The following is a 20,939-nucleotide window of genomic DNA, read 5'->3' on the forward strand; positions in this document are numbered from 1 at the left end:
CGAACTTCCCCTGAATTTCAAACTGACCGGTATATAAATCAGACGCCCTGTTCAGGAACTTTCGAAGGCATGGTTTCGAGGGCGAATGGGCAGCACGGTCCGCGTTGCTACCGGATCACACGTCGCGGCATTTCCGGCATGCCAACCGCAATCGACTCGTTGCCGATGGGATTGGTGGCGGGCTCTTCTTCGTACTTACCGCTGCGGCCGCGTCCCCGTCTGCTCGTTCAGCGCGCTCCCAACAGCGGCGCGCGCGGTGCGCTTACCAAGTGATCAGCGGCGAACGATGTATCCAGTCGCTGGAGGTCACCTGGTCCAAGACGAACGCCGCGACATCCGAACGCGCGATGGTGCCGCCGTGGAAACCGGTGAGATCGGTGAGCGCGCGGACATCGCCGCGGGCAGGCTTGTCGTTGAGGACGGAGGGGCGGACCAGCACCCAGTCGAGTCCGCTGTCGCGGATCAGCGCTTCCTGCCGATTCTTGTCCGCATACACCTTGCGCAGGAGTAGTGGAAAGATCAGCTTGTCGAAGAGAAAGCCGCCGTGTCCCGCGCTGTCGCCGGCCCCCATGCCGGTAATGCCGACCAGGCGTGCGACCTGCTCCGCCTGCATCGCACTCACCAGCGCCCGCGTCGCGGTGGAGAGCAGTGTGACCTCGCGGCGCGGGCTGGCCGGTGTGCCCAGTGCGCTGATGACCGCGTCGCGGCCGCGCAGCGCCTGGCGCAGGATCGTCTCGTCGCGGGCGTCTCCTACGATGAGTTCGGCCCCGCCGAGATGACGCGCACGGTCGGGCGAACGTACCAGCGCCGCGACGTCGTACCCTCTGGCCACTGCCTGGCCGACGATGAGCCGGCCGGTGCCGCCGGTCGCGCCCAGGACCAGAATCTTCGGTCGGTCAGGCGCGATATTGCCGCTGTCGTGCTGTTGCATGTCGGTTTCCTCGAAGATAGGGACGCCTGCTGTAGGTCGTCCAGGATGGAGGTGACTTTTCGGCCAGGTATCGCTGCTGGCCGAACCGTTGCCAGTTCGTCAAACGGGGCCGAGCGTTGGGGGGCGTCGGCGTGGCGTTCCATACCGCTGCCCGCATGAAACAGCTCCGCGCGGACAGGGAATGGAGGCGGATGCTTGTTCAGAGCCGGCCGTCCGCGAGCAGTTCGCGGGTGCGTTTCAGCGTCGAGTGCAGCGCGGCCTTATAGCCCTTGTCGCTGTCGAACTGCGCCTGCTCGGCCTGCTCCTCGGGGCCGCCCGGCGCCTTGCCGCGCAGGCCCAGATAGCAGTAGAAGCGCAGTTGCAGCGCTCCGGCCGCGTCTTCGAACAGCACGTTGACGATCGCGCCTTCGCGCGGACCGGTGGCCTGGAAGAAGGTGATCTTGCTTTCCGGTTCGAGGGCGATGATCTCGCGCAGGTCGGTGCCGGCGATCGTAGCTTCGCGCACGAAGTGCGTCGCGCTTTCCTCCACGACATCGCAGCGGGTGCACAGGCCTTCGGGCAGGAACAGGCGGGCGTCGCGGGCCTTGAGCAGCAGGCCCTGCCAGGCCTGCGCGCGGGTCAGCGGGAGTTCGCCGGGAGGGTTCACGGCGACGGTGGCGGTCGAATAGATCATGGTGGCGTCCTGGTGGTGTAGGTGCGCAAGCGCTGCGTGTCAGGAGGAGGTCGCGACCCGGGTGGCGAACTCGCGATAGGAGTGGAGCGGACGACCCAGCAGCATGGTCAGGCGTTCGACGTCGCCGGCGGCGGGGATCATGCCGTCGCTGATGAAACGCTCGCTCATCAGGCGCATGTCGTAGGCCATCCAACTCGGCATGAACTGGCGCAGGTTCTGCTCGAATGCGGCGGTGTCCTCGCCCGCATAGGAGATCTGGCGGCCCAGCGCCTCGCTCCAGATCGCGGCGATAGAGGCGCCGGTCAGCGTCTCGGGGCCGACCAGGTTGATGCGCTCCAGCGCCAGCGGCACTGCCGACTGCTCGCGGCGCAGCAGTTCGATAGCCGCGACCTCGCCGATGTCGCGGGTATCGACCATCGCCAGGCCCTTGCTGCCGATCGGCATCGGATAGACGCCGTAGCCGCTCACCACGTCCTTGATCGTGAGGTCGTTGTCGATGAAGTAGGCCGGACGCAGGATGGTGGCGTTCAGGCCCATCTGCTCGATCATGCGTTCCACGCCGTACTTGCCGGCGAAGTGCGGCACGTTGACGTACAGGTCGCTGTGGATCACCGACAGATAGACGAAGCGCTCGATCCCGGCCTGGCGGGCGACGTTCAGTGCGATCAGGGCCTGCGTGTACTCGTCGGCGACCACGGCGTTGAGCAGAAACAGCGTGGAGACCCCGGAGAAGGCGCCGCGCAGCGAGTCGACATCGAGCAGATCGCCCTGGACGACCTCGACGCCTGCCGGCAGATTGGCCTTGGCCGGGTCGCGGACCAGCGCGCGGACATCGGCGCCGCGCTTGACGAGTTGTTCGACGACCTGACGGCCGACATTGCCGGTGGCACCGGTTACGAGAATGGTCATGGTGATTTCCTTGGTTGGGGTTTGGTCTGGGTGTGGGCAAACAATAGGAGGTTCCATATTCAAAACACAGACTCTAAAATGTGGACGCCTCGTATCAAATCTGAGACGCAATGGACCTGAATGCCCTAGAGGATTTCCAACTAGTGGCCGCGCATGGCGGCTTCGGCAGAGCCAGCCGCGCCAGTGGCCGGTCCAAGGCGACCTTGTCGCGCCGGGTCGCCGATCTCGAAGACTCGTTGGGCATACGGCTCATCGAACGAGGCGAGCGCAGCCTGGGCCTGACCGAAGCTGGCCAGATCCTGCTGGCCAGACTTGAGGGGCCGATGCGCGAGGTGGCCGACGCGATCGCGGCGGCGCGGGACGGGCTGGCGGCCCCGCGAGGCCGGCTGCGTGTCGCCGCGCCGCTGCTGTTCTCGCAAGTGGCGCTGGGACGGCTTGCCGCCGCGTTCCAGGCGCTCTATCCGCAAGTGCAGATAGAGGCCGTCTCCGAGGACCGTGTCGCCAACCTCGTCGAGGAGCAGTTCGACGTCGCCATCCGCATCAATCCGCGCAAGGACAGCGTGCTGGTCGGCAGGTGTTTCGCCAAGGACCGGTTGCTGCTTGCGGCGGCTCCTGCCATCGAGAGGCCAAAAGGGCGGAAAGGCGAGACGCCGCGGGTCCCGGCCGTGGTGACGCCGTCCTATCGCGACGGCGAGCTGTGGTCCGTGCAGGGCGGCCAGCTCGTCGTCGAACCACAGCCCGTGCTGCGGCTGTCCTCGCTGCTGACGGTCCGCGACGCGGTCACCGCCGGCGCGGGCGCGGCCATGCTGCCGCAATCGCTGATCGGGCATCTTCTCGACAAGGGCGAACTGGTCGCGTGGGGCGCGGCCGGCGACGAGGTCGAACTGTGGGTGCTGCACACCTCGCGGCGCCTGCAGAGCCCTAAGGTCCGGGCCTTCGTCGAGTTCATCTGCGGCTGCTACCCGAGTGGCGTGTTTGTCGTCGACGCCTGACCTGAGCCAGTCGGCGCACGCCATACGGATGCGCGGATTGCGCACCTGCCCCTGGCTGCCAGGCAGCGCCACGCATCGTCTGGAGCGTCCGCTACCGACCGACCGTGCGAGGAGACGATGCGGCTTGCGAGATAGCTCGGGGGACTCGGCATGGCCGCATCGCTGCGTACCGCTTCACGGATGCAGCGACAGGCGCTTGGTGGCTTTTTCCACGGCCTTCTTCGGCCCGCGCAACCCGATCCCCACGAGGTTCAGATCGCCCGGGTCTTCCGCGGCGAAGGCCTGGCGATTGGCGTCGTCGTGCCCGGTCGCGAACATGGCGAACACATAGGGCAGCACGGTGATCTCGCGTTCCAGTCCCACCCGGTGCGCGGCCTGGAGTCCGGCGAGGTCGGCCTCGAACACCAGCATCGGCTGGCCGAGCATGTTGCCGTAGCGGTGGCCGTTCGCATCGACGTAGGGTTCGCCCATGGCGTCGGGGGCGGCCGCTGCGATGCCGGTCGCGAGGAAGGCAACGACATTCAACCGCTGCCAGGTCGCCAGGTCGTTGCGGACGATGAGAGCCACTTTGGTGTCGAACATGGGGGAACTCCGTTCTCGCTGGACTGTGGCCATGATCGGAGCCGCCCAGGATTCAATCTAGAACGCCTGTGCACTGCCGCTGGTACGCGGCCGGGGTGAGCCGGTAGGCGCGCTTGAACCAGCGGCCCAGATGGCTTTGATCGGCAAAGCCGACCTTGAGCGCCACGTCCGCCGGTTCCTGGCCCGTGGCCAGCAGGGCGCGCGCGACGCGCAACCGCAAGCGGATCAGGTAAGCGTGCGGCGACAGGCCGAACGTGCGCTGGAATTGCCGGGTGAGACGGAACCGGTCCATGTCGGCGTAGCCGGCAAGTTCATCCAGGCCGACGTCGCGTTCCATCTGCGCGTGCAGGAAATCCCTGGCCCGCACCATCCTTGCCGCCGAATCGCGCGCGGGCTGCGCATCCGCAGACAGATGCGAGGACAGCAGCCGCATCATGCGATCCAGGCTCTGATCCCGCGCCAGGCGGCCTTCGCCGTGATGCACGGCGAGGAAGGCCTGGCGTATTGCCGCACTCAGCACGGCGTCGCCGGTCAAGGTGCTCCGAAAAGCCGGTTGAATCGCGGAGATGTCCCACTGGCCGAGCCGTTGCAGCATCTCCGCCACCCAGGACTGGGGGAGGTAGAGCATCGCGTAGGTGAAGCCGTCCTCCTCGGGCGCATGCCCGTCGTGGACCGCCCCGGGCTCGATGAGGATGGCGCGCCCGGGCGTACTGGTATGCAGCGATCGATGGCAGTGGAACCGCTGCACTCCCTGCAAGGTGACGCCGACCAGCACTTCGTCATGATCGTGGGGATCGTAGGCGTGTCCGCGGAAATGCGCGTGCACGCTCTCGATCCCGGTTTCCCGGTCGCGGCGAATCCTGACCCAATCGTCGGTGGTGATCGTTTTTCGGGAGCTGGATGTCATGGCGCTACCCTGCAAGAGCGCGGCGGGCAGCTCGCTCGGATCGACTCAGGCGATGTTCCTGACGGCCGAGTGTAAGAACGAAGCGTTGCCGACTTCAACTGCAAGCAGGGACGCCCGTAATGCACGTTCGCGAGAGGTAGCGGTGTTCCGGCGGAAACCTCGGCGTGCAGCTTTCGTGGCGTTGTCGTGGAGAAGGCGTCATGCCTGCGCCGCCGCCGCCGTGTGTCGAATCGCGCGGCAGTCGTGGTCTATGTTGTTGCGCCGTTCGGCCCAAAGGACGTGTCGCCATCAACCAGTGTCCTGCCGCGCGTTCAATCCGCGCCGGGGAAGCCCAGTTGCCGCCATGCTTCGAACACTACCACCGCCACCGCGTTGGACAGGTTGAGGCTGCGGTTGTGCGGGCGCATCGGCAGGCGCAGGCGTTGCGCGGGCGGAACCTGTTCCAGCACCTCGGCCGGCAGGCCGCGGGTCTCCGGGCCGAACAGGAACGCATCGCCGTCGGCGAAGGCGGGCGCATCGTAGCGGGTGTCGCTGCGGGTACTCAGGGCGAACAGGCGGCGCGGGGCGATGCTTTGCAACGCGGCGTCCAGCGAAGCGTGGACCTGCAGGCGTGCGTACTCGTGGTAATCCAGGCCGGCGCGTTTGAGCTGCTTGTCCTCGAGGTCGAAGCCGAGCGGCTCGATCAGGTGCAGCTGCGCGCCGGTATTCGCGCAAAGGCGGATGGCGTTGCCCGTGTTGGGCGGTATTTCGGGTTGGAACAGCAGGACATGCAGCGTGGGCGTGGCGGTCATTGGCGCAGTTTACGCGCCGGCTCCGGCCTGCGCCGGCGAAGCGTCGCCGGCTCAGCGCGCCAGGCTGGTGGTCAGGTCCTGGCCCAGGTTCTGCAGGCTCGGCTGCAGCTGCAGCATCGCGCTGTCCAGGGCGCCGCTGACCACGCTGCCGATCGCGAAGACGCTCTGGGTGTCGGCGCTCGGACGCACCTGCACTGCGGTCAGGGTAACAACGCGCGGGCTCGTGGCCTGCTCGGTAGCGCGCTGGGCGATCTGCTCGGCGGACGGACGCACCTGCACCGACGCCAGCGTGGCGATGCGGCTGGACAGCTCGGCGTCGCGCTGCGCCAGCTGCTCGGCGGAGGGACGCACCTGCACCGCGGTCAGGGTGGCGATGCCGCTGTTGCGCTCGAAGGTGCGCTGGGCGATCTGCTCGGCGGAGGGGCGGACCTGCACGCTGTCCAGGGTGGCGGTCGGTGCGGCGATGGCCGGCGCGGCGAGCAGGGCGGCGATGGCGAAGGTCAGGGCGAAGGAAGCGGTTTTCATGGCGGGCCTCGTTGGTGTTGTTGAGCAGTGGTGTGGTAGTAAGGTAGAACACCTAATCAGGGTGTGCAAGAACTTTCTTCTGTTTTTTCTACTTATTAAGCTTTCATTCATTATTTGATTTGACGGTGTTTGTTGCGCCCCAGATACAAAGCAGATCCTGTGCCAACTTCAAAGCATTGTTATTCAAGGTTTTTTTGCGGAGCCGTGTGTCCGCAGGCGGACACACGGTCGCTTGCGTACGTCCGTCTTCGGCCTGCCGGTCACCCCTCCGGCAGCGTCGTCCGCCCATCGCGTTCAGGATCGAAGGCGCCAGCGATGCTCAGGAACGGGCCGAAAGGCATACGCGGGCGCGGCATCGGCCCGTTACGATCGAGGCCTGGCTGTCCTTCCATTCATTACTCAAAAGGAACTTGCATGACCGTGTCGATCCGCCCCCGTGGGGCGCTGCTGGCCATCGCCCTGTCCACCGCGCTCGGCGCGCTGAGCTACGCGCCTCCGTCCAGTGCGGCCAGGCAGCCGGCTGCGGCGAAAGTGGACATCGCGTTCGAGCAGTTCACCCTGCCCAATGGCCTGCGCGTGGTGGTGCATACCGATCGCAAGGCGCCGATCGTGGCGGTCAATCTCTGGTACCACGTCGGCGCCAAGGACGAGCCGGCCGGGCGCACCGGTTTCGCGCACCTGTTCGAACACCTGATGTTCCAGGGCAGCGAGAACCACAGCGGCGAATTCTTTGAACCGTTCAAGCAGGTCGGCGCCACCGACCAGAACGGCACCACCAACAGCGACCGCACCAACTATTTCGAGAACGTGCCGACCACCGCGCTGGACATGGCGCTGTGGATGGAGTCCGACCGCATGGGCCACCTCGTCGGCGCCATCGATCAGGCCGCGCTCGACGAGCAGCGCGGCGTGGTCCAGAACGAGAAGCGGCAGGGCGAGAACCAGCCCTACGGCCAGGCCTGGGACAAGCTGAGCCGCGCGCTGTACCCGAAGGGCCACCCGTACCACCACAGCGTGATCGGCTCGATGAACGACCTCAACGCCGCCTCGCTGGCCGACGTGAAGCAGTGGTTCCGCACCTGGTACGGGCCGAACAACGCGGTACTGGTGCTGGCCGGCGACATCGACGTGGCCACCGCCAAAGAGAAGGTCGCCCGTTACTTCGGCGATATTCCGGCCGGGCCGAGCATGGCGCAGCCGCAGGTCGACGTGGCCCAGCACACCCAGTCCACCCGCGAGACGATGACCGACAAGGTGCCGCAGGCGCGCATCTACCGCGTCTGGAACGTGGCCCAGACCGGCACCGAGGACATCGACCGCCTGCAGCTGCTGGCGCAGGTGCTGGGCGGCGCCAAGTCGTCGCGGCTGGACCGGCGCCTGGTGCACGAGGACAAGCTGGTCGACCAGATCAGCGCCGGCGCCTGGCCGTCGCAGCTGGGCTCCAGCTTCGGCATCATCGCCACGGTGAAGCAGGGCGTGGATCCGGCCAAGGTCGAGGCGGTGATCGACGAGGAACTGCGCAAGCTGCTCGACAAGGGGCCGGACAAGGACGAGCTGCTGCGCGCCAAGACCGCGTTCCGCGCCGGCTTCGTGCGCGGCATCGAGCGCATCGGCGGGTTCGGCGGCAAGGCCGATGCGCTGGCCGAGTGCACGGTGTTCACCGGCGATCCGGGCTGCTTCCGCACCTCGTTGGCCACGATCGAGTCCACCCGCGCGCGCGATCTGAAGGCGGTGGGCCGCAAGTGGCTGGGCAAGGGCGACCACACCCTGGTGGTGGAGCCGGGCGAGCGCGTGGCGCTGGCCGAAGAGCCGGCCGTGCAGCCGGCGCCGCTGAATCCGCCGCCGGTCGATCCGAAGTACCGCGCGCTGCCCAGCGTCGTCGATCGCAGCGCCGGCCCGCCCAAGACCACCCAGTTCCCGCAGCTGAAGTTCCCGGCGCTGCAGCGCGCCACGCTGAAGAACGGCACCCGGTTGATCCTGGCCGAGCGCCACGACGTGCCGGTGGTGCAGTTCAGCTACGAATTCCCGGGCGGCTTCAGTGCCGACCAGGGGCGCAAGTCGGGCACCGCCAACTTCACCATGGGCATGCTCGACGAAGGCGCCGGCACCTACGACTCGCTGGGCTTCGCCGATGCCGCCGACACCCTGGGCGCCACGCTCAGCGCCGGCGCCTCGCTGGACGGCAGCAGCGCCTACTTGTCCGCATTGAAAGAGAACCTGGCGCCGTCGCTGGCGCTGTACGCCGACATGCTGCGGCGCCCGCGCTTCGAGCAGAAGGAGATCGAGCGGATCAAGGCGAGCTGGATCGCCGGCATCCGCCAGGAGAAGGCGCAGCCCAACGCGGTGGCGATGCGGGTGCTGCCGCCGCTGCTGTACGGCGCCGGCCATCCGTATGCGATCCCGTTCAGCGGCAGCGGCACCGAGCCGGCGATCGAGGCGCTGGAGCGCACCGACCTGGTGGACTTCCAGCGCGACTGGATCCGTCCCGAACAAGCCACCCTGATCGTGGTCGGCGACACCACCCTGGCCGAGGTGGTGCCGCTGCTGGACGCGCAGTTCGGCGACTGGAAGGGCGAGGGCGCGGCGCCGTCGCTGCAGGCGCCGGCGGCGGTGCCGCGTCCGAGCAAGTCGCGGGTGTACCTGATCGACCAGCCCGGCGCGGTGCAGGCCAACCTGTTCGCCGCCGAACTGGTGCCGCCGACCACCGATGCGTCCTCGATCCGGTTCGACACCGCCAACGGCGTGCTCGGCGGCGACTTCACCTCGCGGCTGAACATGAACCTGCGCGAGAACAAGCACTGGTCGTACGGCGCGCGCAGTTCGGCCTCCAACACCCTTGGCCAGCGCCCGTGGTCGGCCGCCGCGCCGGTGCAGATCGACAAGACCGCGCCGGCGCTGCAGGAGATGCAGAAGGAGATCAGCGTCTTCGCCAGCGGCAAGCTGCCGCCGACGGCGGAGGAAGTGGCGCGGATCCGCAACATCCAGACCCTGAGCCTGCCTGGCGCCTACGAGACCGCCAGTTCGGTGCTCGGTGCGATCGGCGGCATCGTCCGCTACGGGCGCCCCGACGACTACGTGTTCAAGCGCAAGGCCGAGATCGAGGCGATGACCCCGGCGCAGGTGGCGCAGGCCGCCGCGACTCTGGACGCGAACGCGCTGACCTGGGTGGTGGTGGGCGACCTGAAGCAGATCGAGCGCCCGGTACGCGCGCTGAAGCTGGGCGAAGTGACGGTGATCGACGCCGACGGCAAGCCGCAGGGCGCGGCCGCGCCGGTCGCGCCCAAGCGCTGAGGCGGCCTGCGGCGCGGGGGGCGGATGAGGATATGGGCGGCGCCTGTGCGCCCAATTCAGCGCGACGCTTCGCGCCGTACCCTCACCCCAACCCCTCTCCCGATGGGAGAGGGGCTTAGGCTGTTCCCTTCTCCCATCGGGAGAAGGTGCCCCGAAGGGGCGGATGAGGGTCCGGGCGAAGCCCCGCACGAATCGGCTTCCATGCCTGCCAGCCACCAAATCCTCCAGCGTCATTGCCAATTCAGCAATCTGCGGCACAATCCGGGTTCTCTCAACCTGCGGTCCCTCTCCATGCGCCTACTGATCGCGTTGCTCCTGCTCGCCAGTCTCGCTGCCTGCACCTGGGTGCCGATGGCGCCGGAAGGCAAGACCGTGCGCGTGCTGCCGCCAGGGCAGGCGCCGGCCGGCTGCGAGAAGCGGGGCGAGGTGGTGGTGTCGGTGAAGAGCAACGTGGGCTTCTACCAGCGCAACCCGCTGCGGGTGCGCGAGGAACTGGAGACCCTGGCGCGCAACGAGGCCCCCGGCGTCGGCGCGAATACCGTGCAGGCGATGGGCGAACCGGTCGACGGCGACCAACGCTACGCCGCCTATCAGTGCAGCGTTCGCTGAACAGGTTAAGCCATACGCTCTGTTCCAGTTTGTTAAAGATGCGGTAAAACCGGGCAGCCGCTAGAATTGGCGCCCCTTCGCCTTATCCCGGCGTACATCTCGATGCTCTTCAACAATGTCTCCATCGCGGGACTGGCGCATATCGATGCGCCGCACACGCTGACTTCCAAGCAGATCAACGAACGCCTGCAGCCGACCTACGATCGCCTCGGCATCCGCACCGACGTGCTCGGCGACGTCGCCGGCATCCACGCGCGGCGCATGTGGGATGCGGACATGCAGGCATCCGATGCGGCCACCCTGGCGGCCCGCAAGGCGATGACCGACGCCGGCATCACCGCCGGCCAGGTCGGGCTGTTGGTCAATACCTCGGTCAGCCGCGACTACCTGGAACCGTCCACCGCCAGCATCGTCTCCGGCAACCTGGGCGTGGGCGAGGAATGCGTGACCTTCGACGTCGCCAATGCCTGCCTGGCCTTCATCAACGGCATGGACATCGCGGCGCGGATGATCGAGCGCGGCGAAGTCGACTATGCGCTGGTGGTGGATGGCGAGACCGCCAACCTGGTGTACGAGAAGACCCTGGAGCGGATGACCTCCCCGGACGTGACCGCACAGGAATTCCGCGACGAGCTGGCCGCGCTGACCCTGGGCTGCGGCGCCGCGGCGATGGTGATGGCGCGCGCCGAGCTGGTTCCCGACGCCCCGCGCTACCGCGGCGGCGTGACCCGTTCGGCCACCGAGTGGAACACCCTGTGCCGGGGCAACCTGGACCGCATGGTCACCGATACCCGCATGCTGCTGATCGAAGGCCTCAAGCTGGCGCAGAAGACCTTCATCGCCGCCATGCAGGCGCTGGGCTGGGCGGTGGACGAGCTGGACCAGTTCGTGATCCACCAGGTCAGCCTGCCGCACACCCAGGCCTTCATCAAGAACTTCGGCATCGACCCGAAGAAGGTGATGACCATCTTCGGCGAGCACGGCAACATCGGCCCGGCCAGCGTGCCGATCGTGCTGAGCAAGCTGCGCGAACTGGGGCGGCTGAAGAAGGGCGACCGGATCGCGCTGATGGGCATCGGCTCGGGCCTGAACTGTTCGATGGCCGAGGTGGTCTGGTAGGCGGAAGGCGTTTGTTGTGGGGCTCCATTGCGCCGAATAGGCCAATAATTTTCCTTGTCCGGCCCAATCTGGCGCTTTGGGAAAATTATTGGTAGTTTTCTTTCTTAATGGCCGCATTCGGTGGCTGTAAGGAAAGCCCGATGCCTCCCCGCCGTTCCACCGGCCATTATGTTTCCGGTTCGCTGGCCGGGAGTCGTTACCAGGCGTTCGTCCCTGATCCGCTGCCGCCTGTGCCGCCGCTGGATCTGGCCGCGCCGGAATTGATCGCTCGCAAGGAGCGGGCGGACCAGGCCCTGGGACGCCTGGATGGCATCACCTTGATGCTGCCGGATCCGGAACTGTTCCTCTATCAATACGTGCGCAAGGAAGCGCTGCTGTCCTCGCAGATCGAGGGGACGCAGTCGTCGTTGTCGGACTTGTTGCTGTTCGAGTTGGACGAGGCGCCGGGCGTGCCGCTGGACGACGTGGAGGAGGTGTCCAACTACGTCGCCGCGCTGAACCACGGGCTCAAGCGTTTGCGCCAGGACGACTTCCCGCTGTCCTTGCGCTTGATCCGGGAAATGCACGCCTTGCTGTTGCGGGGTGGGCGCGGTGCCGGCAAGCGGCCCGGCGAATTCCGCGCGGGACAGGTATGGATCGGCGGCGCCTCGCCGGCGTTGGCGCACTTCGTGCCGCCGCCGCCCGAAGCCCTGGAGACGGTGCTGGGCGCATTCGAACGCTTCCTGCATGCGCCGGCCAGCGACGTGTCGCCGCTGGTCAAGGCCGCGTTGGCGCATGTGCAGTTCGAGACGATCCATCCTTTCAGCGACGGCAACGGCCGGCTGGGGCGGCTGCTGATCGCGTTGATCCTGTGCAATGAAGGCGTCTTGCGCGAACCAAGTCTGTATCTGAGCCTGTTCTTCAAGCGGCATCGCGCGCAGTACTACGAGCGCCTCAACGGCGTGCGCACCGAGGGTGACTGGGAAGGATGGCTGGGATTCTTCCTCGACGGCGTCGCGGATACGGCGCAGCAAGCGGTCAGCACGGCGCAGCGTTTGCTGGCGCTGTTGGCGCAAGATCGTGCGCGGATTGCCGGCCTGGGCACGCGTGCCGGCAATGTCGGACTGGTGTTCGAGCAGTTCGCGCGCAGGGTGCTGCTGGGCGTGCCGCAGGTGCAGCCGCATCTGGCGCTGAGCGCACCGACGATCCGCGCGGCCATCCGTACCCTGCAGGAACTGGCGATCGTCAACGAACTCACCGGCCAGCAGCGGCATCGCGTCTTCGCCTATCAGGCGTACCTGGACATCCTCAGCGAAGGCGCGCAGCCGCTATGAATGTGCCCGCGCCCACCTGTGCAGACATGCCATCTGCATGCCTTGCCCGCGATGCAGATGCACATGCTTCGCTTCATTTCCCACTTTCAATTGGTCGACCCATATGAACTACCCCGGCTACCCCTTCACCCCGCAGCGTTTCCAGGTCCGTCCGGGGCTGGCGATGTCCTACCTCGACGAAGGCCCGCGCGACGGCGAGGTGATCGTGATGCTGCACGGCAATCCGTCGTGGAGCTATCTATGGCGGCATCTGGTGAGCGGACTGTCGGACCGCTACCGCTGCATCGTGCCCGACCATATCGGCATGGGCCTGTCGGACAAGCCGGACGATGCGCCGGGCGCGCAGCCGGGCTACGACTACACCTTGCAGTCGCGCGTGGACGATCTCGACGCGCTGCTGCGGCACCTGGGCATCGACGGGCCGGTGACGCTGGCGGTGCACGACTGGGGCGGCATGATCGGCTTCGGCTGGGCGCTGTCGCACCACGCGCAGGTCAAGCGGCTGGTGATCACCAACACCGCTGCGTTCCCGTTGCCGGCGGCCAAGCCGATGCCGTGGCAGATCGCGATGGGCCGGCACTGGCGTCCGGGCGAGTGGTTCATCCGCACCTTCAACGCGTTCTCCTCCGGCGCATCGTGGCTGGGCGTGTCGCGGCGCATGCCGGCCGACGTGCGCCGCGCCTACGTGGCGCCGTACGACAGTTGGGCCAACCGCATTTCCACGATCCGCTTCATGCAGGACATCCCGCTGTCGCCGGCCGACAAGGCCTGGTCGCTGCTGGAACGTTCGGCGCAGGCGTTGCCGTCGTTCGCCGACCGCCCGGCGTTCATCGCCTGGGGCCTGCGCGACATCTGCTTCGACCATCACTTCCTGGCCGGTTTCCGCCAGGCGCTGCCGCAGGCTGAGGTGATGACGTTCGAGGACGCCAACCACTACGTGCTCGAAGACAAGCACGAGGTGTTGGTGCCGGCGATCCGCACCTTTCTGGACACGCATCCGCTGGGCTGACGGGCGATTGTCTGTGCGCATCGGCCCGGCAGCGGCGCGCATCGCGCTGAGGCGCGCCGTTGGCCGTGGCGCGCGTCGCAGCGGGAGCCGTCGCCGGCATGTTCGCGGAAACTGCAAACGATTGCCGCTCTGTAATAAACCGGTCCCTGTACAGTGCGGGCGATTCACGCAACCGCACCGGAGACAGACGAAGTGAGAGCGATCGCAATGTCGATGTTGTTGATGTCGATGAGCGCCACTGGCGCGCACGCGGAAGACCTGACGACCTCCCCCGACGGCAAGCGCCTGGCGGTCGGTTTCGGCCAGCCCACCTACAAGCAGGTGCTGCACTACCGGAAGATGTACGACAAGAAGCCGTTTCCGGATGCCGAGCTCTATTACTACAGCAACGGCATGTACAAGCTCATCTCGCAAGGCGAGAACCACTACGGCGTGTATGTGCTGCAAGGCAGTTTCGACGACGAGAGCTATACCATCCGCTTCATTTCCCTGCCTTCCGAGGATTGGGGCAACAAGACCGCCTTCCACCAGTTGACCTTCGTCCGCGGCGAGGACAAGAACATCTTCATCCAGAACGCGATCGTCGACACCGGCGAAGCCATCGCCCAGCAGAACGGCACCTACACCATGGAAAAGAACACCGTGACCAATCCGGTGTCGACCAAGTGGAAGGATCGCTGAAGCGGGTTCGTGCTCGGCCGTGGCGTTGGCAGGCGGACGTCGCCAGCGTTATGGGCGCCCGGCACCGATGAGAGGGTGGTCATCGGACGACGGGATGTAATGCGCGCGGACGGCGTTGCGCCGAGCGCGGCGGCACCGCGCAATCAGGCGTCCGGAAGATTGCGCTCGGTCACGCCATCCCAGTCGTCCGCGGTCAACAATGGCAAACCATGCGCCAGCCGCGACTTGTCGCACTGCGCGCTGCGCTCGCCGAACTCCAGCGAGGCGGGTACCGCGGCGCACACCGAGGGACGCCGGTCGTGGATCGTGCAGCGGCTGTAGCGGCCGATCTCGGCATCCAGCGCCACGCAGCGCGGCTGCGCCTGCGAGGTGCCGCGCATCACCCGTTCGTGGGTGCGCAACGGCTCGGTGAGCGCGAACGGGACCCTGCCGCCCAGCTCGGGATCGGCTTCGCTCCAGTGGAAGCTGACGCGGAAGTAGGCGCAGCAGGCGCCGCAGGTGAGGCAGGGATGTGCCATGGCAGCCGGGCCTTGCGCGGCAAACAACGTTGGGGGGCGCGGCATTCTGACCGAACCGACGCGCGCTGCAAGCGCTGCGGCGTTCAGGTGCATGGCGCCGCCGCGCCGCTGGCGAACCGGGGTGCCAGCTGCCGAACCCACTCCTCGGGTCGCGGCACGTTGGACAAACGCATGCCGGTAAAGGCATGGCCGGCGCCATCGGCGATAATCGACCGATGACTACGACCCCCATCTGCAACATCGCCGCGACGCTGCCGCCGTTGGCGCGCGAGCGCCCCGACCAGATCGCCATCCGCTGCCCCGGCCGCCGCGGCGCCGACGGCCTGGCCGCCTACGACGTGACCCTGAGCTATGCGCAGCTGGATGCGCGCAGCGACGCGATCGCCGCCGGGCTGGGCGGCTACGGCATCGGCCGCGGCACCCGCACGGTGGTGATGGTGCGACCGTCGCCGGAATTCTTCCTGCTGATGTTCGCGCTGTTCAAGGCCGGTGCGGTGCCGGTGCTGGTGGATCCGGGCATCGACAAGCGCGCGCTCAAGCAGTGCCTGGACGAGGCGCAGCCGGAGGCGTTCATCGGCATCCCGCTGGCGCAGCTGGCGCGGCGCTTGCTGGGCTGGGCGCGCTCGGCGCGGCGCATCGTCACCGTGGGCCGGCGCTGGGCCTGGGGCGGCACCACGCTGGCGCAGATCGAGCGTGCCGGCAGTGGCGCCGGTAGCCAACTGGCCGACACCGCGGCCGACGACGTGGCCGCGATCCTGTTCACCAGCGGCTCCACCGGCGTGCCCAAGGGCGTGGTCTACCGGCATCGCCATTTCGTCGGCCAGATCGAGCTGATGCGCAACGCGTTCGGCATGCAGCCCGGCGGCATCGACCTGCCGACCTTCCCGCCGTTCGCCCTGTTCGATCCGGCGCTGGGGCTGACCTCGGTGATCCCGGACATGGACCCGACGCGTCCGGCCAGCGCCGATCCGCGCAAGCTGCACGATGCGATCGACCGCTTCGGGGTGACCCAGCTGTTCGGTTCGCCGGCGCTGATGCGGGTGCTGGCCGACTACGGCCGGCCGTTGCCGAACGTGCGCTGTGCGACCTCGGCCGGCGCGCCGGTGCCGCCGGAAATCGTGGCCAAGATCTGCAGCCTGCTGCCGGAGGACGGCAAGCTGTGGACGCCGTACGGCGCCACCGAGTGCCTGCCGGTGGCGGCGATCGAAGGCCGCGAACTGCAGGACACGCGCGCGGCCACCGAAACCGGCGCCGGCACCTGCGTCGGCGCGGTGGTGGCGCCGAACGTGGTGCGCATCATCGCCATCGACGATGCGGCGATCCCCGAATGGCCCGGCGTGCGCGAGCTGCCGGCGGGCACGGTCGGCGAAATCACCGTGGCCGGGCCGACCACCACCGATACCTATTTCAACCGCGATGCGGCCACGCGCATCGCCAAGATCCGCGAGCGCCTGGACGACGGCAGCGAGCGCATCGTGCACCGCATGGGCGACATCGGCTACTTCGACGCGCAGGGCCGGCTGTGGTTCTGCGGGCGCAAGACCCAGCGCGTGGAGACCGCGCAGGGGCCGCTGTACACCGAGCAGGTCGAGCCGATCTTCAACACCTTGCCGTGGCTGCGCCGCAGCGCGCTGGTCGGGATCGGCGCGGCGGGCGCGCAGCGGCCGGTGCTGTGCTACGAACTGCAGGCGGGCGTGGCGCCGCCGACGCAGCCGGAAGCCGTGCTGCGCGCGCTGGCGCAGACGCATGCGCACACCGCCGGCATCGCCGACTTCCTGCGCCATCCAGGCTTCCCGGTGGATATCCGCCACAACGCCAAGATCGGCCGCGAGAAGCTGGCGCTGTGGGCCAAGGACCGCGTGCGCTGAGGCCGCGGCGATGGGCGAGCGCTACCGGCTGGACGACCTACGCATCGACGTGGCGCGGCAACGGGTCGAGCGCGACGGCGTGGCGCTGGAACTGGGCGGGCTGAGTTTCCGCCTGCTGCATTACCTGCTGCAGCAGGGCCAGCGCGTGGTCGGCTTCGACGAACTGATCGCGCAGGTGTGGGCGCCGGCGCTGGTCAACGAGGAGACCGTGACCCAGCGCGTGCGCCTGTTGCGGCAGGCGTTGGGCGACGCCTCGCGGCAGCCGCGCTACCTGCGCTCGGTGCGCGGCCAGGGCTACCAGCTGTGTGCGCCGGTGCGCAGCGACGAAGACGACGGCGACAGGGAAGACGCACCGGCACCGCGACGCCCGCGTTGGCGTGGCATCGCGATCGCGGCAGTCGTGGTGCTCGGTGTCGGAACGCTGGCGGCGCTGGCGTGGTCGTGGTCCGCGCCGCCGCAGGAAGCGGCGGCGGCACCGCTGCTGCAACGCGCCGAGTATTACGCCGGCATCGGCCAGCGCGACGACAACGAACGCGCGATCGCGCTGTACCGGCAGCGCCTGCAGCAAGTGCCCGACGAGCCGCGTGCGTTGCTCGGGCTCAGTCGCGCCTACAGCGCACGCGTGTGCCAGTACGGCGGCGATGCGCAGTACGTTGCACTCGCACGGCGCCTGGCGGCGCAGGTGATCGCGGCGCAGCCGCAGCTGGCCGCCGCGCATGCCGCGCTCGGCTATGCGCACGATTGCAGCGGCGAGTACGCGGCGGCGCTGGCCGCCTACGAGCGCGCGCTGCAGCTGGATCCGGGCGCCGATGCGGTACGCGGCTCGGCTGCGTATCTGTACGAACGCAAGGGCCAGTTGGCGCAGGCATTGGCCGCCAACCTGCAGGTGCGCGATCCGGCGCGGGTGCGCTTCCTGCCGATCCAGATCGCCAGCAATCTCAACCTGCTCGGCTATGTCAGCGCCGCCGAAGCGCGCTATCGCGACAGCTTCCAGTTGTATCCGGACAGCGCGTTTTCCAACGTGGCCTGGCCGAGCTTCCTGTTCGCGCATGGCCGCACCGCCGAAGCGCAGGCGGCATTGGACGAAGCGCTGGGGCGCGGCACCGACTACGCCGGGCTGTACCTGCTGCAGGCGGAGCTGGCATTGGCGCAGGGCGATGCGGCGCGTGCGCGCCAGGCCAGCCTGCATGCGCTGCGGTTACGTCCCCAGGGTAGCCTGGGGCAGACCGTGTCATGGATGCTGGACGCGCAGCCACGGCCTGCCGCGCCGGCGCTGCGCGCGCGGGCGCAAGACCTGTTGCACAGCCTTGCGCGTGGTGCCGACCCACTGAATGGGCTGGATGCGGCGCTGCTGCTGCAACTGGCCGGCGACCCGGACGCGGCGCTGGATGCGCTGCGCCGCGCGCAGGCCGCCGGCTATCGCGATGCGGCCTACCTGCGGGTGTCGCCGTTGCTGGCGCCGCTGCGCGCACAGGCCGGCTTCGCCGCGTTGCTGGCGCGCAACCAGGCCGACATCGCCGCCCAGCGCGCACAGGTGCGCCAAGCCGGCCTGCTCCCGCAGGAAACCGGCGCGGCTACGGCAACGCCTTGAGCACGTAGTCGGCGAGCAGCGCCTGCGATTGCGGATGCATCTTCGGCGTGTTGTAGGCGCTGCGGGTGATCACCACCACCAGGCGTTCTTCGGGCAGCACGAACACGTAGTTGCCGCCGTTGCCGGACATCGCCCACACCCCGCGTTCCACCCCGCGCACCGGGAAGCGGAAACGCCACAGCAGATAGCCGTAGTCGGCGTCCTCGCGCGCCTGCGCGTGCACCGTGGTCATCGCCCGCACCCAGTCCGCAGGCAGCACCTGCTGGCCGTGCCAGCGGCCCTGGTCGAGCAGCAACTGGCCGAACTTGGCCAGGTCGCGGCTGCGGTAGCGCGTGCCGCCGCCGCCCATGCCCACGCCTTCGGCGGAGCGGCCCCAGTGGACGTCGGTGATGCCCAGTGGCCGTTCCAGCGCCTGCGCGGCGAAGTTTTCCAGGTGCTGGCCGGTGGCTTTCTCCACCAGCGCGCCGAGCAGGAAGCTGCCGGCGGTGCAGTAGGCGAAGGCGCGGCCGTGCGGGCTGTTCTCGGGGCGGCTCATCCATGGTGCGTAGCCCTTGATCGGCAGGTCCAGCGCGAACTGGGTCCAGTCGGCGCTGACGTACATGCGTTCCTCGTTGCCGCTGGAGAACGCGTTCTCGTCGTCGCATTCCAGTTGCGAACTCATCGTCAGCAGGTCCTCGACGGTGAGCGCGCGCTTGCGCGGATCCGGCTGCTGCCAATGACGGTCACCGAAGTAGTCGTAGACCTTGGCCTGCGCGCCGGCTAGGCGGCCGCGCTCGATCGCCGCGCCGACCAGCATCGCGGTGATGCTCTTGGTCGCCGAGCGGGTGTCTTGCAGGGTCTGCCGATCGGCATCGCCGAAGTAGCGTTCGTAGACCAGCGCGCCGTCGCGCACGATCAGCACGCTGCTGGTGTTCGGCGCCTTGCCGTCGGCGATGGCCTGCTCCAGTGCCGCGAGCGTGGCCATGTTCCAGCCCGTGGCCCGGGCGTCGGCGACCTTCCAGCCGTCTTCGAGCGCCGGCGGCGCGGTGGCGGTGGTGCTGCTGGTGGTGGTGGGCGCGGCATGAACGACAGGCGCGGCGAGAACGAACACGGTGCACAGCAGGAACGGAAGGCGCGACATGGTGAAACTCCGGAAGGATGCAGTCCGCGCACTGCGCCAGCACCGTGGATGAAGTGCCTGATGCCACGGTGAAGAATTATGAAGTTCCACAGGATCAACGACTTGGGATGTTCCGTGGCGTCGCCTGCAGCCGCGCGGATCGCCTTCCCCGGCGTCCCCGGCTATCGTGTGCGCCCTGATGCGATCGGTGCGGCGCAATGAAGATAGTGGTGACGGGCGGTGGTGGATTCCTGGGCCAGGCGCTGTGCCGCGGCCTGGTCGCGCGCGGGCACGAGGTGATCAGCTACAACCGCGGCCACTATCCGGAACTGCAGGCGCTGGGCGTGGCCCAGGTGCGCGGCGACCTGGCGGATGCGCAGGCGCTGCACCACGCGGTCGCCGGCGCCGAGGCGGTGTTCCACAACGCGGCCAAGGCCGGTGCCTGGGGCAGCTACGACAGCTACTACCAGCCCAACGTGGTCGGCACCGAGAACGTGCTGGCCGCCTGCCGCGCGCACGGCGTGGGCCGCCTGATCTACACCTCCACGCCAAGCGTGACCCATCGCGCCACGCATCCGGTGGAGGGCTTGGGCGCGGACCAGGTGCCGTATGGCGAGAACTTTCAGGCGCCGTACGCGGCGACCAAGGCGATCGCCGAGCGCGCGGTGCTCGCTGCCAACGACGCGCAACTGGCGGTGGTGGCGCTACGGCCGCGGCTGATCTGGGGGCCGGGCGACAACCAGATCCTGCCCAAGCTGGTCGCGCGCGCGCAGGCCGGGCGCGTGCGCCTGGTCGGCGGCGGCGACAACCGGGTCGATTCAACCTTCATCGACAATGCCGCGCAGGCGCATTTCGACGCGTTCGAGCATCTGCGCGTCGGCGCGGCCTGCGCCGGCAAGGCGTACTTCATTTCCAATGGCGAGCCGCTGCCGATGCGCGAGTTGCTGAACAAGCTGCTGGCCGCGGTCGGCGCGCCGCCGGTGACCAAGACCCTGTCGTTCAAGGCGGCCTATCGCATCGGCGCGGCCTGCGAAACGCTGTGGCCGCTGCTGCGCCTGCGCGGCGAGCCGCCGCTGACCCGCTTCCTGGCCGAGCAGCTGTGCACGCCGCATTGGTACAGCATGGAACCGGCGCGACGCGATTTCGGCTATGTACCGCAGGTTTCGATCGAGCAGGGCCTGCAGCGCCTGGCGTCATCATGGCGCCGCGACACTTCCGTCACTTCCTGACGACCGGCGGTTTCCGAAGATAACTGCGCGCCGATTCGGCACGACAACTTCTGGACCTTGCCATGCTGCATTACGCCATCATCTTTTTCGTCATCGCCATCATCGCGGCCGTGCTGGGTTTCAGCGGCATCGCCGGCGCCGCGACCAACATCGCCTGGATCCTGTTCGTGGTGTTCCTGATCCTGGCCGTGATCTCGATGTTCCGTCGCGGCAAGGTGTAGTCGCCCGCGTAGCATCCCGAACGGCCCGTCGCACCGGAGAACGTCCGGCGCGGCGGGCCGTTCGTTTTTTGCGCGCGCCGC

20 protein-coding genes are annotated in these 20,939 nt (G+C 68.0%); 11 read left to right on the plus strand and 9 right to left on the minus strand.

The window, feature by feature from the left end; genetic code table 11:
* Positions 1-262 precede the first annotated feature (262 nt).
* The 3 genes from HEP75_RS01330 to HEP75_RS01340 form a co-directional block, all read right to left on the minus strand.
* On the minus strand, positions 263-931 hold the full coding sequence (locus tag HEP75_RS01330) for an SDR family oxidoreductase (RefSeq protein WP_185825160.1): 669 nt from the start codon (positions 929-931) through the stop codon (positions 263-265).
* A gap of 199 nt (positions 932-1,130) precedes the next feature.
* Positions 1,131-1,604, minus strand: coding sequence for an AtaL-like protein (locus tag HEP75_RS01335; RefSeq protein ID WP_185825161.1), 474 nt, complete (start codon positions 1,602-1,604; stop codon positions 1,131-1,133).
* A gap of 39 nt (positions 1,605-1,643) precedes the next feature.
* Positions 1,644-2,513, minus strand: a complete 870-nt coding sequence (locus HEP75_RS01340) for an NmrA/HSCARG family protein (RefSeq protein ID WP_185825162.1) — start codon at positions 2,511-2,513, stop codon at positions 1,644-1,646.
* Positions 2,514-2,623: 110 nt separating this feature from the next.
* Here HEP75_RS01340 and HEP75_RS01345 point away from each other — a divergent pair, with 110 nt between their 5' ends.
* A complete protein-coding gene (locus HEP75_RS01345) occupies positions 2,624-3,505 on the plus strand; it encodes a LysR family transcriptional regulator (protein ID WP_185825163.1) in 882 nt (293 codons plus the stop codon).
* 174 nt (positions 3,506-3,679) lie between these two features.
* Here HEP75_RS01345 and HEP75_RS01350 read toward each other — a convergent pair whose 3' ends face one another.
* The 4 genes from HEP75_RS01350 to HEP75_RS01365 all read right to left on the minus strand — a co-directional run bounded on the left by HEP75_RS01350 (position 3,680) and on the right by HEP75_RS01365 (position 6,310).
* Complete coding sequence (locus tag HEP75_RS01350) at positions 3,680-4,087, minus strand: DUF2000 domain-containing protein (protein WP_053835028.1); 408 nt, start codon at positions 4,085-4,087, stop codon at positions 3,680-3,682.
* A gap of 52 nt (positions 4,088-4,139) precedes the next feature.
* Positions 4,140-4,994 carry an AraC family transcriptional regulator gene (locus HEP75_RS01355; RefSeq protein WP_185825164.1) on the minus strand — a complete coding sequence of 285 codons (855 nt, stop codon included), beginning with the start codon at positions 4,992-4,994 and terminating at the stop codon, positions 4,140-4,142.
* A gap of 311 nt (positions 4,995-5,305) precedes the next feature.
* Positions 5,306-5,785 (minus strand): tRNA (cytidine(34)-2'-O)-methyltransferase, encoded by a 480-nt coding sequence (locus tag HEP75_RS01360; RefSeq protein ID WP_179571124.1) that lies wholly within the window; start codon positions 5,783-5,785, stop codon positions 5,306-5,308.
* Between the two features lie 51 nt (positions 5,786-5,836).
* A complete protein-coding gene (locus tag HEP75_RS01365; protein ID WP_185814856.1) occupies positions 5,837-6,310 on the minus strand; it encodes a hypothetical protein in 474 nt (157 codons plus the stop codon).
* A gap of 414 nt (positions 6,311-6,724) precedes the next feature.
* Between HEP75_RS01365 and HEP75_RS01370 the strand changes: the two genes are divergently transcribed.
* From HEP75_RS01370 to HEP75_RS01395, 6 genes are all read left to right on the plus strand, one after another.
* Complete coding sequence (locus HEP75_RS01370; RefSeq protein WP_185825165.1) at positions 6,725-9,601, plus strand: pitrilysin family protein; 2,877 nt, start codon at positions 6,725-6,727, stop codon at positions 9,599-9,601.
* 291 nt (positions 9,602-9,892) lie between these two features.
* Positions 9,893-10,210 (plus strand): DUF4156 domain-containing protein, encoded by a 318-nt coding sequence (locus HEP75_RS01375; protein WP_185825166.1) that lies wholly within the window; start codon positions 9,893-9,895, stop codon positions 10,208-10,210.
* A gap of 102 nt (positions 10,211-10,312) precedes the next feature.
* Positions 10,313-11,329, plus strand: a complete 1,017-nt coding sequence (locus HEP75_RS01380) for a 3-oxoacyl-ACP synthase III (protein ID WP_185825167.1) — start codon at positions 10,313-10,315, stop codon at positions 11,327-11,329.
* A 140-nt stretch (positions 11,330-11,469) separates the two neighbouring features.
* Positions 11,470-12,642, plus strand: coding sequence for a Fic family protein (locus HEP75_RS01385; protein WP_185814859.1), 1,173 nt, complete (start codon positions 11,470-11,472; stop codon positions 12,640-12,642).
* 103 nt (positions 12,643-12,745) lie between these two features.
* Positions 12,746-13,651 (plus strand): alpha/beta fold hydrolase, encoded by a 906-nt coding sequence (locus HEP75_RS01390; RefSeq protein WP_185821830.1) that lies wholly within the window; start codon positions 12,746-12,748, stop codon positions 13,649-13,651.
* Between the two features lie 192 nt (positions 13,652-13,843).
* Entirely contained in the window at positions 13,844-14,332 is a 489-nt protein-coding gene (locus tag HEP75_RS01395) for a hypothetical protein (RefSeq protein ID WP_221899294.1), read from the plus strand.
* Between the two features lie 143 nt (positions 14,333-14,475).
* On the opposite strand, the gene HEP75_RS01400 is transcribed toward HEP75_RS01395, so the two are convergent.
* Positions 14,476-14,850, minus strand: a complete 375-nt coding sequence (locus HEP75_RS01400; RefSeq protein WP_185821831.1) for a YkgJ family cysteine cluster protein — start codon at positions 14,848-14,850, stop codon at positions 14,476-14,478.
* 215 nt (positions 14,851-15,065) lie between these two features.
* Here HEP75_RS01400 and oleC point away from each other — a divergent pair, with 215 nt between their 5' ends.
* Together oleC and HEP75_RS01410 are read left to right on the plus strand one after the other, a co-directional pair.
* Positions 15,066-16,718, plus strand: a complete 1,653-nt coding sequence (gene oleC / locus HEP75_RS01405; protein ID WP_185825168.1) for an olefin beta-lactone synthetase — start codon at positions 15,066-15,068, stop codon at positions 16,716-16,718.
* Positions 16,719-16,728: 10 nt separating this feature from the next.
* Positions 16,729-18,309 (plus strand): winged helix-turn-helix domain-containing protein, encoded by a 1,581-nt coding sequence (locus tag HEP75_RS01410; protein WP_185825169.1) that lies wholly within the window; start codon positions 16,729-16,731, stop codon positions 18,307-18,309.
* Here the strand turns inward: HEP75_RS01410 and HEP75_RS01415 are convergent.
* Complete coding sequence (locus HEP75_RS01415; protein WP_185825170.1) at positions 18,293-19,429, minus strand: serine hydrolase; 1,137 nt, start codon at positions 19,427-19,429, stop codon at positions 18,293-18,295. The two genes, HEP75_RS01410 and HEP75_RS01415, sit on opposite strands and share 17 nt — an antisense overlap.
* Positions 19,430-19,626: 197 nt before the next feature.
* On the opposite strand from HEP75_RS01415, the gene oleD reads away from it, so the two are divergent.
* Together oleD and HEP75_RS01425 are read left to right on the plus strand one after the other, a co-directional pair.
* The gene (gene oleD, locus HEP75_RS01420) at positions 19,627-20,637 is read left to right on the plus strand and encodes a 2-alkyl-3-oxoalkanoate reductase (RefSeq protein WP_185825171.1); all 1,011 of its coding nucleotides are present in this window, start codon (positions 19,627-19,629) and stop codon (positions 20,635-20,637) included.
* Positions 20,638-20,699: 62 nt separating this feature from the next.
* Positions 20,700-20,858: a DUF1328 domain-containing protein gene (locus HEP75_RS01425; protein ID WP_003468167.1), complete on the plus strand. Its 159-nt coding sequence runs from the start codon at positions 20,700-20,702 to the stop codon at positions 20,856-20,858.
* Positions 20,859-20,939: the final 81 nt, after the last annotated feature.

This window comes from Xanthomonas sp. SI (genome assembly GCF_014236855.1).
GTDB lineage: Bacteria > Pseudomonadota > Gammaproteobacteria > Xanthomonadales > Xanthomonadaceae > Xanthomonas_A.